This is a genomic window from Yersinia ruckeri ATCC 29473, from assembly GCF_000754815.1.
GTDB lineage: Bacteria > Pseudomonadota > Gammaproteobacteria > Enterobacterales > Enterobacteriaceae > Yersinia > Yersinia ruckeri.
The window spans coordinates 1,533,083-1,548,904 of the sequence record NZ_KN150747.1 but is presented as its reverse complement, the minus strand read 5'-3'; the positions used below and the strand labels follow the sequence as shown (position 1 = coordinate 1,548,904).

Sequence of the window (15,822 nt, the reverse complement as noted above, 5' to 3'; positions counted from 1 at the left end):
TAAGTCTCTTACCCTAGGTAAACTGATATATCAGGATCGTTAGCACAAGGCATAACGTTCCTTTCATAGTTCTGTCGCTCCGGCCTCTTGTTCCTTACGGAACTCAGCCAGCAACACCATTTGCTCGTCAGTCAGAGCTAGGCTTTCCAGAAGTTCAGGTCTTCTAAGCCAGGTACGGCCCAGCGACTGCTTTAAGCGCCAGCGACGAATCTCAGCATGGTTGCCCGACAGTAATACCGGCGGAACCTCCATCCCTTCCAACACCTCAGGACGGGTATAGTGCGGGCAATCCAGCAATCCATCAGCAAAGGAATCTTCCTCTGCTGAATCTTTATGACCCAGTACACCCGGAATAAAGCGGGATACAGAATCAATCAACGTCATTGCTGGCAGTTCACCGCCACTGAGAACGTAATCACCAATTGACCATTCTTCATCAATTTCGGTTTTGATTACGCGCTCATCTATACCTTCGTATCGGCCACACACCAGAATAATCTTCTGATTCGTTGCCAGTTCGCAAACACCCTGTTGGTCCAGTTTGCGCCCTTGAGGTGACAGATAAATCACCTTTGCTCCCTCGCCTGCCGCTGCTTTTGCTGCATGAATGGCTTCCCGTAAGGGTTGCACCATCATCAGCATTCCCGGGCCACCGCCGTAAGGGCGGTCATCCACGGTACGATGCCGATCGTAGGTGAAGTCACGAGGACTCCAACACTGCACGCTCAGCAGGCCATTTTTTACTGCCCGGCCAGTTACCCCAAAATCGGTTATTGCGCGGAACATCTCAGGAAACAGGCTAATAACACCAATCCACATTGTTTTGTTCCACTCGCCGTTACCGTTTAATTCGGAGGTCAAAAACCAGGATCCCAATCTACTTCAACACGTTGAGCAGTGAGATCGACATTCTTGATAACCTGCCCATGAAGAAACGGGACCAACCGCTCCTTCATACCGAATGCATCTTTCAGGTTTGCTTTTACTACCATGACATCGTTAGAACCGGTTTCCATCATATCAATGATTTTACCCAGTTCGTAGCCGGTGGTGGTCACTACCTGGCAACCCATAAGGTCTTTCCAGTAGTAGTCGTCACCGTCCAATTCTGGTAGTTGTTTCGAATCTACAATAATTTCGCAATTAGTCAGTAGATTCGCCGCATCCCGATCGTCAACGTCTTTGACTTTGATGATCAGATCCTGACTGTGGCGCTTCCAGTCTTCCAACTCGACATGCTGCCACTTACCTGACACTTGGATAAACCAAGGTTGGTAATCAAAAATACTTTCGGCGTTCTCGGTGGATGAAAATACTCTGAGCCAACCGCGAATGCCGTAAGTTGAACCCATTTTGCCGAGAACAATCGGCTGCTCGGGAACCACTGGATTGAGTTGTTTGCTCATAATAACCACCACCGCGACAGATTAAGCTGCTTTCTTAGCTTCTTTGATCAGCGCAGAAACGCGATCAGAAACAGTTGCACCCAGGCCTACCCAATGTTCGATACGGTCCAGGTCCAAACGCAGAGCTTCAGCCTGACCAGATGCGATCGGGTTAAAGAAGCCTACACGTTCGATGAAACGGCCGTCACGAGCATTACGGCTGTCAGTCACTACTACTTGATAGAACGGACGCTTTTTAGCGCCGCCACGAGCCAAACGAATTGTTACCATAACATCCTCTTTAGTTAATAAAACAACGGAACCCCATCGGGGAACGGGGTTCCGTTGCAATATAAAAAGCCCGAAAATTTTACTCATTTTGGCGCAAAAAGCAATCTAAAGCGTAGATTCCTCTCCGCTACTTTTACAATGAGCCCAATTTTCATTGTTTACCGCCGTTTTCGACGGGAAATTGATCACCCTGTTACCGCGACGATTAACCGCAGTTAACGAAGGCATTAACGGCCTGGGAAACCTGGTGGCATCATACCTTTCATGCCACGCATCATTTTGGCCAAGCCGCCGTTTTTCATTTTCTTCATCATGCGCTGCATTTCATCGAACTGTTTCAGCAGGCGGTTCACATCCTGAACCTGCATACCGGAACCAGCCGCAATACGGCGCTTACGAGAACCTTTGATGATTTCCGGCTTGGCACGTTCTTTCAGCGTCATCGAATTAATGATGGCTTCCATCCGTACCGTCACTTTGTCATCCATTTGCGATTTCACGTTGTCAGGCAACTGGCCTGCACCGGGCATCTTACTCAACATGCTGGCCATGCCACCCATATTGCGCATTTGTTTTAACTGATCCAAGAAATCATTCAGGTCAAACCCGTCGCCTTTCTTCAGCTTTGTTGCCAGTTTCTCCGCCTGAGCCCGGTCAACTTTGCTTTCAATATCTTCAATTAGAGAAAGAACATCCCCCATTCCCAGAATACGTGAGGCGATACGATCTGGATGGAAAGGCTCTAATGCTTCGGTTTTTTCACCTACACCGAGGAATTTAATCGGCTTGCCGGTAATATGACGAATAGATAAAGCCGCACCGCCACGCGCATCACCATCAACCTTGGTTAGTACCACACCGGTAAGCGGCAAAGCTTCATTAAACGCCTTAGCGGTATTGGCAGCATCCTGACCAGTCATAGCATCGACAACAAACAGCGTTTCAACCGGGTTAATCGCGGCGTGAATCTGTTTGATTTCGTCCATCATGGCTTCGTCAACGTGCAAACGACCAGCGGTATCGACAATCAGTACATCAAAGAACTTCAGCTTCGCCTGCTGCAAGGCCCGACTCACGATATCAATCGGTTTTTCCTGTACATCAGACGGGAAGAAATCAACGCCAACCTGCTGTGCCAGCGTTTCCAACTGTTTAATCGCCGCAGGGCGATAAACGTCAGCAGACACCACCAACACTTTTTTCTTATGCTTTTCTTTCAGGAACTTACCCAGTTTAGCCACACTGGTCGTTTTACCTGCCCCTTGCAGACCGGCCATCAAGACTACCGCAGGCGGCTGCGCCGCCAGGTTGAGCTCGTTATTGACCTCGCCCATCGCGCCGATCAGCTCATTCTTGACTATTTTTACGAATTCCTGGCCTGGAGTCAGGCTTTTATTGACCTCATGGCCAACAGCTCGCTCTTTTACACGGTTGATAAAGTCGCGTACCACCGGCAAAGCGACGTCAGCCTCAAGCAAAGCCATGCGAACTTCACGCAAGGTTTCTTTAATATTTTCTTCTGTCAGCCGGCCACGGCCGCTGATATTACGCAGTGTGCGCGATAATCGATCGGTTAAGTTCTCAAACATCGTCTCATGCTCAACGTGGAAACAGGCCGCCCGGGCGACACAATTGATGGGATTATAACACGAAGCTCTCGCACGATCTCTGCCTTCACGTAGGAGAACGGTTGGAGCGTGGCGCGGCTAAGGCTATACTGGCTATCTAATTCACTCAGCCGATGTCTATATAACCGTTATGCCCGTGTTCTCTATTTTGGCTTTGATTGCCTATTTACTCAGTCTGGGGCTGATTATTCCCAGTTTGGTGAGGAAGAGCAACGCTTACCGACGACTGGCTCTGGTTTCTGCCGTTGTGGCACTCTTTTGCCACGGTATCGCATTGAAACATCAAATATTTGATGTTGGCGATGGCCAAAACCTAACCCTGCTGAATATCGGTTCTATTGTTGGTTTGATGATCTGTTCGATCATGACTTTCGTTGCTTCTCGTGGGCGTGGTTGGTTCTTGCTGCCGATTGTCTACAGCTTCGCCATGATCAATCTGGCTTTGGCCAGTCTGATGCCAGGCGAATTTATCACTCATCTGGAAGGTAGCCCAGCGTTGTTTATCCACATTGGGTTAGCACTATTGGGTTACGCTACGCTGATTATTGCTGCACTGTATGCGTTGCAGTTGGCTTGGCTGGATTATTTACTGAAAAACAAGAAGCTGACATTCACTGCCGATATGCCACCGCTGATGAGTATTGAGCGTAAAATGTTCCACATTACGCAAATTGGCGTAGTACTGCTGACACTGACACTCTGCACTGGTTTGCTTTATATGGATAATTTATTCAGCAAAGAAAATATCCATAAAGCCGTCCTGTCGATCATGGCTTGGTTTGTCTACATTATTTTATTGTGGGGCCACTATCATGAAGGCTGGCGTGGACGCCGTGTCGTCTGGTTCAGCTTTGCTGGCGCATTTTTGCTCACTCTGGCTTATTTTGGCAGCCGCCTGCTGCAAGAAGTCATGGTTCACTAGCAACCGTCAGCGAGGTTCCTGTTGCCCTGACAGGAACCTTCATCTATCGCTATAAGGAATATTGCGTTGGACCAGGTCTCAACTAGTACACTTATCATTATCTTAATCATTATGATCGTAGTGTCAGCCTACTTCTCTGCCTCAGAAACCAGCATGATGACGCTGAATCGCTATCGTCTCCGCCATTTGGCCAAGCAGGGGAACCGTGCTGCTCGTCGGGTAGAAAAACTATTGCGCCGTCCAGATAGGCTGATTAGCTTGGTCTTGATTGGCAATAATCTGGTCAATATTCTGGCATCTGCGCTTGCGACTATTGTCGGCATCCGTTTATATGGTAACGCTGGTGTCGCCATTGCCACCGGTGTCCTGACCTTTATGGTTTTGATTTTTGCTGAAGTTATGCCAAAAACTATTGCCGCGCTCTATCCTGAACGGGTGGCATTTCCCAGTAGCGTGCTGTTGGCACCATTACAGAAAATCATGCTGCCGCTGGTTTGGTTGCTGAATTCGATTACCCGCCTGCTGATGCGGTTATGTGGAATCAAAGGGAATGTGCATACCAGTGATGCGGTAAGCAAAGACGAATTGCGCTCCATCGTGAATGAATCCCACTCGCAGATTTCTCGCCGCAATCAAGACATGTTGATATCAGTACTGGATCTGGAAAAGGTCACAGTGAGCGACATTATGGTTCCACGTAATGAAGTGGTAGGCATTGATATTAATGATGACTGGAAGTCTATCATGCGCCAACTAACACATTCGCCTCATGGCCGCATTGTGCTGTATCGACAATCTCTGGATGACGCTATCGGGATGTTGCGAGTGCGGGAAGCCTATCGATTGATGACCGAGAAAAAAGAGTTTAATAAAGAAAATCTGTTACGTGCTGCTGATGAAATCTACTTTATCCCAGAAGGTACGCCGCTCAACGTTCAACTGGTTAAGTTCCAGCGTAATAAAGAAAAAGTGGGCATGATTGTTGACGAATACGGCGATATCCAAGGGTTGGTTACCGTTGAGGATATTCTGGAAGAGATTGTCGGTGATTTCACCACCTCCATGTCACCAACGCTGGCGGAAGAGGTCAATCCGCAGAGCGATGGCTCGGTAATTATTGATGGTACAGCCAACGTCCGCGAACTCAATAAAGCCTTTAACTGGTCGCTGCCTGTCGATGCCCGCACCATTAACGGCATGCTGCTGGAAACGCTGGAAGACATTCCTCAGGTTAATGCTCAGGTACGTATCGGTCATTACGAAATTGAAGTGCTGGATGTGCAGGACAACATGATTAAGCGGGTTAGAGTGACGCCAATTGATCATCCACATTCGTCCCTCCATCCGCAAGAATAAAGACGGACTCGCTTTCTTCAGCCAATAAAAAAGACGCTCTCGCGTCTGAGGTTAATGACGAAGTGCTAGCTGCGGTGAAAACCGGCAGATCGTCAAGACGCCGTGAATACGTCCTTGTAGGCTCGTTCCGCGCCATCCCTGGCGCGGACGCTTGACTCTTCTACCGGTTTTCCCCACCAGAGATCGCAGTCTGAGACGCTCTCGCGTCTTTTTTCCGCTAATGTCAATCGGACTAAATATGCAATGCCGCCAATTTTTCTTTCGGTAATGCCAAATCATCGTTGTGGTTCACGCCGACGCCACGCTCAATAATATTTTTAGCGATTTGCTGCGCTTCCTCCAACGAGTGCATATGGTATGTGCCGCACTGATATTCATTCAGCTCAGGGATTTTACGCTGATCAGTAACTTTTAACACATCGTCCATTGCCGCTTTCCACGCCTTCGCCACACGTTGCTCATCAGGCTTTCCAATCAGGCTCATATAAAAACCAGTACGGCAGCCCATTGGGGAAATATCGATAATTTCGACCCCACTACCGTTCAGATGATCACGCATAAAGCCGGCGAATAAGTGCTCCAGAGTATGAATGCCCTTTTCCGGCAAAATCTCTTCATTTGGCTTACAAAAACGCAAATCAAATACGGTAATTTCATCACCATGAGGGGTTTTCATGGTTTTAGCCACGCGAACAGCTGGCGCATTCATGATGGTGTGGTCAACTGTAAAACTATCTAATAATGGCATGGTGTTACCTCCTCAAAAAAATTATTTCTTATAGAAGAATTTTTTTTCGAACCAATGAAACTTATTCAGATCACCGCCGTCTTAATAAGTGAAAGACGCGCATTTGTTATCATCATCCCTGTCTACAGTGATGTTATTTGGCCACATTGATTGTGGCCTTTTCTTTTTCTAACGACCTGCATGTATCGCCAGATACTCCTCAAAGCTTAGCTCATCGCCATGTTCCAGCTCATCTTGACGAATCCAGGAAGCATCACGCTCTATTGCCAATTGTTCTTCCGTTAGTATTTCCAACGGTTCACTGCACAACATTTCACGATAACGTTCAGCTAGCTCAAGCCCGACACCGCTGATGCCTTTTTCTTTCATCTCCTGCAAAATTCGGGCAGAGAACGTCAGTTCAGGGTTATCGAAAGAAGCCACCAACTGATCACAAACATCCTGATACGCTCGGCTATCTTTCCCATCCAACACTTCCGCCACACGGCGTAAATCATCGAATAAGGCTTTACCGACCGTTTCCAGAGGTTCACGGGTGCTATCGCAGCCGATACCAATCGTCTGCCCCGGCTTACGCCCTTCCAGAATCACACGATTCCAGTTTTTACGGGTACACAGCAACTCGTCACTGCTCATTTCCGGCGCATCAGCCAGCACACACCAGATCAGGAACAGATCGAGGAAACGGGCTTGAACTGCATCCACACCAATTGGCGAGAACGGGTTGATATCTAACGAGCGCACTTCGATATATTCGATCCCACCACGCAGTAAGGCATCCGAAGGTGACTCACCGGATTTAGTGACACGCTTTGGTCGGATTGGTGCATACAGCTCATTTTCGATTTGCAGCACATTGCTGTTGAGCTGTAAGTAACGATCGCCATCTTTTACACCCAAAGCCGCATATTCTTCCGATGGCGTATGAATCGCACGCTTCAACCCATCCACATAAGTGTTCAGGTCATTAAAAGTAATGCCTAAATTACTTTGTGATTTATTGGTATAGCCCAAGTCACTTAAACGCAACGAAGTGGCATAAGGTAAATAACACATGCCATTGTCATTACGCTCGAACGGCAACGAGGTTTCTCTCCCCTGTAGGAATGAAGAGCAAATTGCTGGTGAAGCACCAAACAGATACGGAATCACCCAGCCAAAGCGGTAATAGTTGCGGATCAGACGGAAATAACCAGCCGAAATCTCTTCTTTGCCACTTTGTTCATCTTCTACGCCCGCCCAAGCCTGCCAGAACTCAATTGGCAGGGAGAAATTGTAATGCACGCCAGAAATGGTCTGCATCAATGCACCATAACGGTTTTTCAAACCCTCACGGTACAGTGTCTTGAATCGACCCATGTTGGACGAGCCATATTTGGCCAACTCAATGTCCTGCTCTGCACCGATAAAACACGGCATACTGAGCGGCCACATACGCTGGTCACCCAGTTTACGAGTCGTGTAGCGATGAATGTCGTGTAAAAAAGCCAGCAAATGATCGATATCGCCGTCAACTGGAGTAATAAACTCTAACAGCGCTTCGGCAAAGTCGGTGGTGATCCATTGATGTGTTAACGCCGCCCCAAGTGATTCAGGGTGGCTCGTCGCAGCCAATTGGCCATCTGCGGTGACACGCAATGTTTCCCGCTCAATACCGCGGCGGATTCCTTTTAATGCTTTTGGATGCGCTTCCAACCAAGTTAGCGCCTGTGATACATCCGGGATCAAATCGACCTCCCGCAGTTAAAAACCATAACTCGTCAGCATACTGAAACTACGCCAATGTGACTACGTAAACCGCCACATCTTTATTGCCACAAGGCGATACCTTCCAGCGTTAGCACCGTTAATACGATGTAACGCAAAGCTTTTCCCACACAAAGAAAAAAAACCACTGGAGCCCAGGGCATACGTAGCCAACCTGCCAACACACACATCAAATCGCCAACTACCGGTAACCAACTCAGCAATAGTGCTGCTGGGCCAAAGCGCTGGAGCCAGCCCAACGTCATATTCAGCCCACGCTGCGGTTTTAACTCCGGTAAAAAACGCCCTATAACTACATTTGTTAAGCCACCCAACGTATTACCTAGAGTTGCAGATAACAACAAAATTACCGTGGGCGCACTGCCAGCAGTTAGCAAGGTCACTAATAGAATTTCAGAACTGCCAGGCAAAAGCGTCGCGCTGAGAAAACTGCTGCCAAACAAAGTTGCTACCGCCAGTATGCTACTCACAGCAAGCGGACATCCACCACGTCCATATTCGCCCGTTTTGCCGCTTCTATGCCGAAATCAGCGTCTTCAAATACCACGCAGCGCATTGGCGCGATGCCAAGTAGCTCGGCACAGCGTAAAAAGGTATCTGGCTCCGGCTTATGCTTCGTAACATCATCCGCAGCGACAATCACATCGAAGTAATGTCGTAATCCAAGATGGCGTAAAAGCGCCTCAGCCATACTGTGCTCACTCCCAGTGCCCACAGCCATAGGTCTACGCCCATGATAAGCCTTAACCACGTCAATCAGCGGCAGGGGTCTCACATTATCCATAAGCATCGCGGTAACAGCCGCGGTCTTTTTTGCCGCTAAATGATGGGGATCCAGATCTAACCGGTGATTATCGATTATCGTCTTAGCAATAAACCAGGTTGGTGATCCGTTTAAGGCAACCATTACCTGCTCATCAAATTGAATACCATGAGGCATCAATACTTGGCACCACGCACGACGATGGGTCGATTCGGTATCCAAAATCGTGCCGTCCATATCAAAGATCAAGCCTTCGTAGCGATCGTACATCGTTATCCCAGGATCATTGAGAAAAGGAAAAGCTACTTTATCGCAAACCGTCCAAATTGTCGCTCACTGTATAACTAATTGTATTTAAACAATAATATTATAATTCCCACTTAAAGTGGTTATTCCGTGAACCTAAAGAAATCAATTAAATGGGAAAGATAAATTATTCAGAAAACCGCGTCATCGCGAATGAGGGACAGTTTATCGTCACCTCGTTTTACTTTGCTATCTCCCGGGCTACCAGACGCGACTGCAATCAGCAGCAAAACCTGCACTAATCACTGTCTATGCGGTTTTATTCACTGTGAGACTACATGCTCACCAACCTCATACCCGCATCGGCTACATTTGCCAAAAGTACACTGACGCATTGGTGACGCGTATCGCTAACGTTTTCCCATGATGACGGTCATGCGTGTGATTTAAGTGATGGCATTAACTCAGTCGGAATAATGGCATGAATAGTTTATGGGTAATGTTCAACCAAGATAACAAACGGACCTATTACGGTTTAACCAGAAAAACGAGAATTGCAGATGAAGGGAATTGATCATTCAGCGTAGATCTTGATGCAAAAGATCGCTTGAAGCTCATAAAGCAGAAAACCCCGCAGAAGCGAGGTTTCTTAATATGGTGCACCCAGGAAGATGACTCGGCTAGCGCCTCGCCCTTCGGGCCGTTGCTAAAGCAACGTTGTCTCGCTACGCTCGGCTCGAACTTCCGACCACTCGGTTCGTAGCAAGTGTCATTAGGATACCGCTAAAAGCAGAAAACCCCGCAGAAGCGAGGTTTCTTAATATGGTGCACCCAGGAAGATTCGAACTTCCGACCGCTCGGTTCGTAGCCGAGTACTCTATCCAGCTGAGCTATGGGTGCGTTTGATTTTTTACTACGAGGTGTTTCACTGAGTGAAACTATAACAACAAAGATGGTGCACCCAGGAAGATTCGAACTTCCGACCGCTCGGTTCGTAGCCGAGTACTCTATCCAGCTGAGCTATGGGTGCAAATAGATCTCTGATACTATCTGACGTTCATTTAACTATTTCACCATACTGCAAAATATGGTGCACCCAGGAAGATTCGAACTTCCGACCGCTCGGTTCGTAGCCGAGTACTCTATCCAGCTGAGCTATGGGTGCATAGTAAATGGCGGTGAGGGAGGGATTCGAACCCTCGATACAGCTTTTGACCGTATACTCCCTTAGCAGGGGAGCGCCTTCAGCCTCTCGGCCACCTCACCATACGCTTCTTTCGAATTGTGCCTAACTTGCTTTTAAAGAAGCTCATCGGCACTGCGTGGCGCACATATTACTTTCTCGCACTTATAAGTCAAACAATTTTTCCCAACTAACGCTCACTTGGACGATTCGCAGCCAAGATGAGCAATTTGCCATCGAAAAGAGTATTTTATCAACAGGCAAGAACAGACTCTCATCCAAATAGATATAGCTGACAAATGAAGAAATATTATCGAGCGGGTCTGAAGCAAAGGAAATACAGAGGAAATAGCACCAAGAAAACAAGAAGTGACAGAAAGAATAGAGGGAAAAGGTAAAGCAGTAGCGCCTCGCATATCGCGAGACGCTGCTTCAATATCAGTAAGTCGTCGGTTGAGACTTCTCTGCTTGAATACGTTGGTAGATTTCTTCACGGTGAACAGAAACTTCTTTCGGAGCATTTACACCAATTCGAACCTGGTTGCCTTTAACTCCTAATACAGTAACCGTAACCTCATCGCCAATCATGAGTGTTTCACCAACTCGACGAGTCAGAATAAGCATTCTTTGCTCCTTGAAAAATTTTAAGAGTCGGGTCTCTCAGTTTCCCCGCCATTATCCATCATACACCGTGAAAACGTAAGCCATCGCCCCTACATAAAATGTAAGTAGCTTGGTCGCGTGCCTAACTAATACAAGTTTAGACGACACGAACAATTTTGCGTTTAACTTTGTAACCAAGTTATGACAAGAAACTTGAAAAACGCCACACTCTATTTTTGGGGTATGGCGTATTTATTTTACACGACCATTGCATGCTTACAGCCGAGATGCGACCCACGCCTCTACACTAGCCAGCGCCGATGGCAAAGCCTGCACATCAGTACCGCCAGCCTGAGCCATGTCAGGGCGTCCACCGCCTTTCCCACCCACTTTTTGGGCGATATCTGCAATCAACTCACCTGCTTTAACTCGGTTGGTCAGATCTTTAGTAACGCCGACAATCAGACTCACCTTATCATCTGCCGTTGTCGCCAGAACAATAATGGCAGAACCCAACTGGTTTTTCAGATCATCAACCATGGTACGCAGCATCTTGGCTTCAACATTATCCAACCGGCTGACCAACAGTTTCACGCCATTCACCTGTTTAGCACTGGCTGACAATGAAGCACTTTCTTGTGCTGCTTGCTGGTCTTTAAGCTGTTGTAGCTCTCTTTCCAGTGCCTTGCTGCGATCCAGTACCGTACGGATTTTATCAGTCAGATTATTGCTGTCACCTTTTACCAAGTGAGCAATATTCTGTAACAGATCGCTTTGCTGATGAAGCAACGCCATAGCACCTTCGCCGGTTACAGCTTCGATACGACGAATGCCTGCCGCAGTACCAGACTCGGTCAGAATACGGAATAAGCCAATGTCACCAGTACGGTTGGCATGAATACCGCCGCAAAGTTCCGTAGAAAAATCACCCATGGTCAACACACGAACCTGGTCGTCATATTTCTCGCCAAACAGTGCCATCGCCCCTTTCTCTTTTGCTTCATCCAACTCCATGAGTTCGGTTTGGATTGGCAAATTACGACGAATTTGCGCATTCACCAGATCTTCAACCTGACGAATTTGTTCTGGTTTCATGGCTTCAAAATGAGAGAAATCAAAACGCAGATATTTGTCGTTAACCAATGAACCTTTCTGAGCCACATGTTCGCCCAGAGTTTTACGCAATGCAGCATGTAATAAATGGGTTGCAGAGTGGTTCAATCGGATGCGGTTACGACGCATGCTATCAACAACAGCATCAACGCTATCGTTAACACGCAAAATGCCTCGTGACAGTTGGCCTAAATGGCCAATAGCCTGACCGTATTTCTGTGTGTCAGACACAATAAAATCGGCCATTGCACTTTTCAATACGCCTTCGTCGCCAACCTGACCGCCTGACTCACCGTAGAATGGTGTCTGATTCAGCACCACAACGGCATCTTCACCGGTATGGACTTCGTCAACAGCTTCGCCATTGCGGAACAACGCGATCACAGTCGCCTGCTGCTCTATGTGGTCATAGCCCAAGAATTCGCTGGCAGTATCAACACGAATTAGGCTGTTATAGTCAGCACCGAAACCGCTCGATTCACGAGCCCGACGGCGTTGAGCTTCCATTGCCTGCTCAAAACCAGCTTCATCAACCTTCAGATTGCGCTCTCGGCAAACGTCTGCGGTTAAATCAACCGGGAAACCGTAGGTATCATACAAGCGAAATGCCGTTTCGCCGTCCAACGTATCGCCGGTCAGTTGACTTAATTCTTCGTCCAACAGCGCCAGACCGCGTTCCAATGTACGGGCGAACTGTTCTTCTTCCGTTTTCAGAACTTGCTCAACCATTGCCTGTTGCTGCTTCAGCTCATCCGCAGCGGGCCCCATAACGGTGATTAATGGCGCAACAAGTTTGTAGAAGAAAGTTTCTTTCGCACCCAGAATATTTCCGTGACGAATAGCACGACGAATAATGCGACGCAGCACGTAGCCACGGCCTTCATTTGATGGGATAACGCCGTCGGAAATCAGGAATGCACAAGAACGGATATGATCGGCAATCACGCGCAGTGATTTACTGCTGAGATCGCTCGCACCAGTGACGTCTGCAACCGCAGTAATCAAATCGCGGAACAGGTCAATCTCATAGTTAGTATTAACATGCTGTAATACAGCGGCTATACGCTCCAACCCCATGCCGGTATCAACGGATGGCTTCGGCAGCGGCAACATAGTGCCATCTGACTGACGGTTGAATTGCATAAAGACGATATTCCAGATCTCAATATAACGATCGCCATCTTCTTCGGCAGAACCCGGAGGCCCCCCCCAGATATGATCGCCATGATCGTAGAAAATCTCGCTGCATGGGCCACATGGTCCGGTATCACCCATCTGCCAAAAGTTATCAGACGCAAAGGCCGCACCTTTATCTCCGATACGGATAATGCGCTCACGCGGCACTCCAACGTCGTTAGCCCAGATGTCGTAAGCTTCATCATCGGTTTCGTAAACGGTAACCCACAGTTTCTCTTTCGGTAGATTGAACCATTTTTCGCTCGTCAGCAGTTCCCACGCAAAGTTAATTGCGTCATGTTTAAAGTAATCGCCGAAGCTAAAGTTACCCAACATTTCGAAGAAAGTATGATGGCGTGCGGTATAACCGACATTTTCTAGATCATTGTGTTTCCCGCCTGCGCGTACGCAACGTTGGGAGGTGGTTGCACGCGTGTAAGCACGTTTATCCAGACCGAGGAAAACATCTTTGAATTGGTTCATCCCGGCATTGGTAAACAACAATGTCGGGTCATTGTTAGGAACCAATGAGCTGCTTGATACAACTTGGTGTCCCTTGCTATGGAAGAAATCGAGAAACGCTTGACGGATCTCAGCGGTGCTCTTGCTCATAATTGTCCCGGAATCAAGCTAAAAGAATAGGTTGCGAGCCGATAACGCCTCCCTAATTGGGAGTACTGTAAATCAGCTCACAAACAAAAAGTGGGAATAAGATAAATTTTCTTCGGAGGGAAGTAAAATACCGCGTGCATTCATTCGATAAAATCATTGTAAATCGAGTGAATTTCTTCTTGAAAGAAGCCACGATAGAGGAGATAACGCTGAACTTTTGCTTTTTCCTTCCATTCGACAGGTAGGGTTTCACCAAATTTGCGCTGGGCGACATCTTTTGCCAACTTACACCAGTCGATCTCACTTATTTCGAAAGCAGACTGCGCGAGCTCTTTTTCTATACCTTTCTGTGACAGTTCCGACCTGATTCGCTGAACTCCATATCCCTTACGGCTACGGCTGTTAATGTAGCTGGTAGCAAAACGAGCATCATCCAACCAATTATGTTGATAGCAATAAGCAATAATTTCGTCGATCGCCTTCAGGTCAATGTCTTCTGCGGCATCATGCGCGTTGTGCCCGCTATGAATATTGCTGTCATGGCAACTGTCGTTATTACCATCATTATTGCTGCAAATCCCCAAAGGCGATCTTTTTTGTCCGCGTCCCCAGTTCCCTTTAGCTGAAAATGGCTGCGCCGCAAGTTTGCGACGCAGTTCTATTTCGCTGTGGTCACGTTGGGAAAGTAATCTCATTGCGCGAGTGAGTAGTTCTGTTTCGTTTTTAGCCAAAATATCCCCTTAATCTTTCAAGCTGCTGCGGTGTTGGCTGCCATCACTCACCCCAGTCACTTAGTGGACTCAGTTCCCGGGGATTCACTCCATTGTCGCCTTGCCGCAACTCGAAATCTATCGGGGACATATTATTCCTAATATAGCCCGAGCTTCAGGTTCAATAGCTTAAAATTCTTCGCTGGTTTCATCGCTGGCTTCATCAGCAAAGTCTACAGCAGGAGTTACTGCACCTTGCTCACCAGTACCGCTCAGTAGCATCTCGCGCAATTTCTTATCGATATCAGCGGCAATAGCTGGATTTTCTTTCAGATAATTGCTGGCATTAGCTTTACCCTGACCAATTTTATCGCCATTGTAGCTATACCATGCACCCGCTTTCTCAATCAGTTTATGTTTAACGCCCAAGTCAACTAACTCACCGTTAATATTAATGCCTTCTCCGTAAAGGATTTGGAACTCTGCCTGTTTAAACGGCGCAGCAATTTTATTTTTGACGACTTTGACACGGGTTTCACTACCAACCACAACATCGCCTTCTTTGACCGCACCAATGCGACGAATATCCAGACGCACAGAGGCATAGAATTTCAATGCATTACCACCGGTAGTCGTTTCCGGGTTACCAAACATCACACCAATTTTCATACGAATCTGGTTGATGAAAATCAGTAAGGTATTCGCATTTTTCAGGTTACCGGCGAGCTTACGCATTGCCTGGCTCATCATACGAGCGGCAAGTCCCATATGAGAATCACCAATTTCGCCTTCAATTTCAGCTTTTGGTGTCAAGGCCGCTACCGAGTCAACGATAATGACATCTACCGCGCCAGAACGGGTCAACGCATCGCAAATTTCCAGCGCCTGCTCACCCGTATCTGGTTGAGAACAAAGCAGATTATCAATATCCACGCCCAGTTTTTTTGCGTAGATAGGATCAAGAGCATGCTCAGCATCGATAAAGGCACAGGTTTTGCCTTCACGCTGTGCAGAGGCGATAACCTGTAGTGTTAGCGTTGTTTTACCTGATGATTCAGGGCCATAAATCTCAACGATACGCCCCATTGGCAAGCCACCAGCACCCAGAGCGATGTCCAGAGACAATGAACCGGTAGAAATGGTTTCAACATCCATTGAGCGGTCTTCGCCGAGACGCATAATTGCGCCCTTGCCGAATTGTTTTTCAATTTGGCCCAGTGCTGCTGCTAATGCCTTTTGTTTGTTCTCATCAATAGCCATTTTTACTCCCTCTCAGGCAAGGTAAGGTCACCCTCATCGTTGCCACTGAATGTTGTTTT

The 15,822-nt window shown here is 47.5% G+C and carries 14 protein-coding genes, 4 tRNA genes and 1 other RNA gene; 2 read left to right on the top strand and 17 right to left on the bottom strand.

Annotated features, from left to right (window positions below; translation table 11 throughout):
* Positions 1-63: 63 nt before the first annotated feature.
* The 4 genes from trmD to ffh all read right to left on the bottom strand — a co-directional run bounded on the left by trmD (position 64) and on the right by ffh (position 3,265).
* Entirely contained in the window at positions 64-819 is a 756-nt protein-coding gene (gene trmD / locus DJ39_RS06890; protein WP_004723089.1) for a tRNA (guanosine(37)-N1)-methyltransferase TrmD, read from the bottom strand.
* A gap of 38 nt (positions 820-857) precedes the next feature.
* The gene (gene rimM, locus DJ39_RS06885; RefSeq protein ID WP_038244514.1) at positions 858-1,406 is read right to left on the bottom strand and encodes a ribosome maturation factor RimM; all 549 of its coding nucleotides are present in this window, start codon (positions 1,404-1,406) and stop codon (positions 858-860) included.
* A 21-nt stretch (positions 1,407-1,427) separates the two neighbouring features.
* Complete coding sequence (gene rpsP / locus DJ39_RS06880) at positions 1,428-1,676, bottom strand: 30S ribosomal protein S16 (protein WP_004723087.1); 249 nt, start codon at positions 1,674-1,676, stop codon at positions 1,428-1,430.
* A gap of 227 nt (positions 1,677-1,903) precedes the next feature.
* A complete protein-coding gene (ffh, locus tag DJ39_RS06875; protein ID WP_004723085.1) occupies positions 1,904-3,265 on the bottom strand; it encodes a signal recognition particle protein in 1,362 nt (453 codons plus the stop codon).
* 169 nt (positions 3,266-3,434) lie between these two features.
* Here ffh and DJ39_RS06870 point away from each other — a divergent pair, with 169 nt between their 5' ends.
* Complete coding sequence (locus DJ39_RS06870) at positions 3,435-4,226, top strand: cytochrome C assembly family protein (RefSeq protein WP_038244517.1); 792 nt, start codon at positions 3,435-3,437, stop codon at positions 4,224-4,226.
* 66 nt (positions 4,227-4,292) lie between these two features.
* Positions 4,293-5,582, top strand: a complete 1,290-nt coding sequence (locus DJ39_RS06865; RefSeq protein WP_038244519.1) for an HlyC/CorC family transporter — start codon at positions 4,293-4,295, stop codon at positions 5,580-5,582.
* Between the two features lie 232 nt (positions 5,583-5,814).
* On the opposite strand, the gene luxS is transcribed toward DJ39_RS06865, so the two are convergent.
* The 13 genes from luxS to recA all read right to left on the bottom strand — a co-directional run bounded on the left by luxS (position 5,815) and on the right by recA (position 15,763).
* Positions 5,815-6,330 carry an S-ribosylhomocysteine lyase gene (gene luxS / locus DJ39_RS06860; RefSeq protein ID WP_004723376.1) on the bottom strand — a complete coding sequence of 172 codons (516 nt, stop codon included), beginning with the start codon at positions 6,328-6,330 and terminating at the stop codon, positions 5,815-5,817.
* Between the two features lie 168 nt (positions 6,331-6,498).
* On the bottom strand, positions 6,499-8,058 hold the full coding sequence (gene gshA, locus DJ39_RS06855; RefSeq protein WP_004723377.1) for a glutamate--cysteine ligase: 1,560 nt from the start codon (positions 8,056-8,058) through the stop codon (positions 6,499-6,501).
* An 80-nt stretch (positions 8,059-8,138) separates the two neighbouring features.
* Positions 8,139-8,567, bottom strand: a complete 429-nt coding sequence (locus DJ39_RS06850) for a YqaA family protein (RefSeq protein WP_038251270.1) — start codon at positions 8,565-8,567, stop codon at positions 8,139-8,141.
* Positions 8,564-9,130 carry a fructose-1-phosphate/6-phosphogluconate phosphatase gene (gene yqaB, locus DJ39_RS06845; protein WP_004723379.1) on the bottom strand — a complete coding sequence of 189 codons (567 nt, stop codon included), beginning with the start codon at positions 9,128-9,130 and terminating at the stop codon, positions 8,564-8,566. Before yqaB ends, DJ39_RS06850 begins: the two co-directional genes overlap by 4 nt.
* A 631-nt stretch (positions 9,131-9,761) precedes the next feature.
* Positions 9,762-9,886: non-coding RNA, RtT sRNA (locus tag DJ39_RS17385), on the bottom strand.
* Positions 9,887-9,929: 43 nt separating this feature from the next.
* Positions 9,930-10,006, bottom strand: a tRNA-Arg gene (locus tag DJ39_RS06840).
* A 53-nt stretch (positions 10,007-10,059) separates the two neighbouring features.
* Positions 10,060-10,136, bottom strand: a tRNA-Arg gene (locus DJ39_RS06835).
* Between the two features lie 58 nt (positions 10,137-10,194).
* A tRNA-Arg gene (locus DJ39_RS06830) sits at positions 10,195-10,271 on the bottom strand.
* Positions 10,272-10,279: 8 nt separating this feature from the next.
* Positions 10,280-10,372: transfer RNA gene (locus DJ39_RS06825), tRNA-Ser, on the bottom strand.
* A gap of 355 nt (positions 10,373-10,727) precedes the next feature.
* Positions 10,728-10,913, bottom strand: coding sequence for a carbon storage regulator CsrA (csrA, locus tag DJ39_RS06820; protein ID WP_002209449.1), 186 nt, complete (start codon positions 10,911-10,913; stop codon positions 10,728-10,730).
* Positions 10,914-11,168: 255 nt separating this feature from the next.
* Positions 11,169-13,793, bottom strand: a complete 2,625-nt coding sequence (gene alaS, locus DJ39_RS06815; protein ID WP_004722655.1) for an alanine--tRNA ligase — start codon at positions 13,791-13,793, stop codon at positions 11,169-11,171.
* Positions 13,794-13,933: 140 nt separating this feature from the next.
* Entirely contained in the window at positions 13,934-14,488 is a 555-nt protein-coding gene (gene recX, locus DJ39_RS06810) for a recombination regulator RecX (RefSeq protein ID WP_004722657.1), read from the bottom strand.
* A 204-nt stretch (positions 14,489-14,692) separates the two neighbouring features.
* Positions 14,693-15,763, bottom strand: a complete 1,071-nt coding sequence (gene recA / locus DJ39_RS06805) for a recombinase RecA (RefSeq protein WP_004722658.1) — start codon at positions 15,761-15,763, stop codon at positions 14,693-14,695.
* Positions 15,764-15,822: the final 59 nt, after the last annotated feature.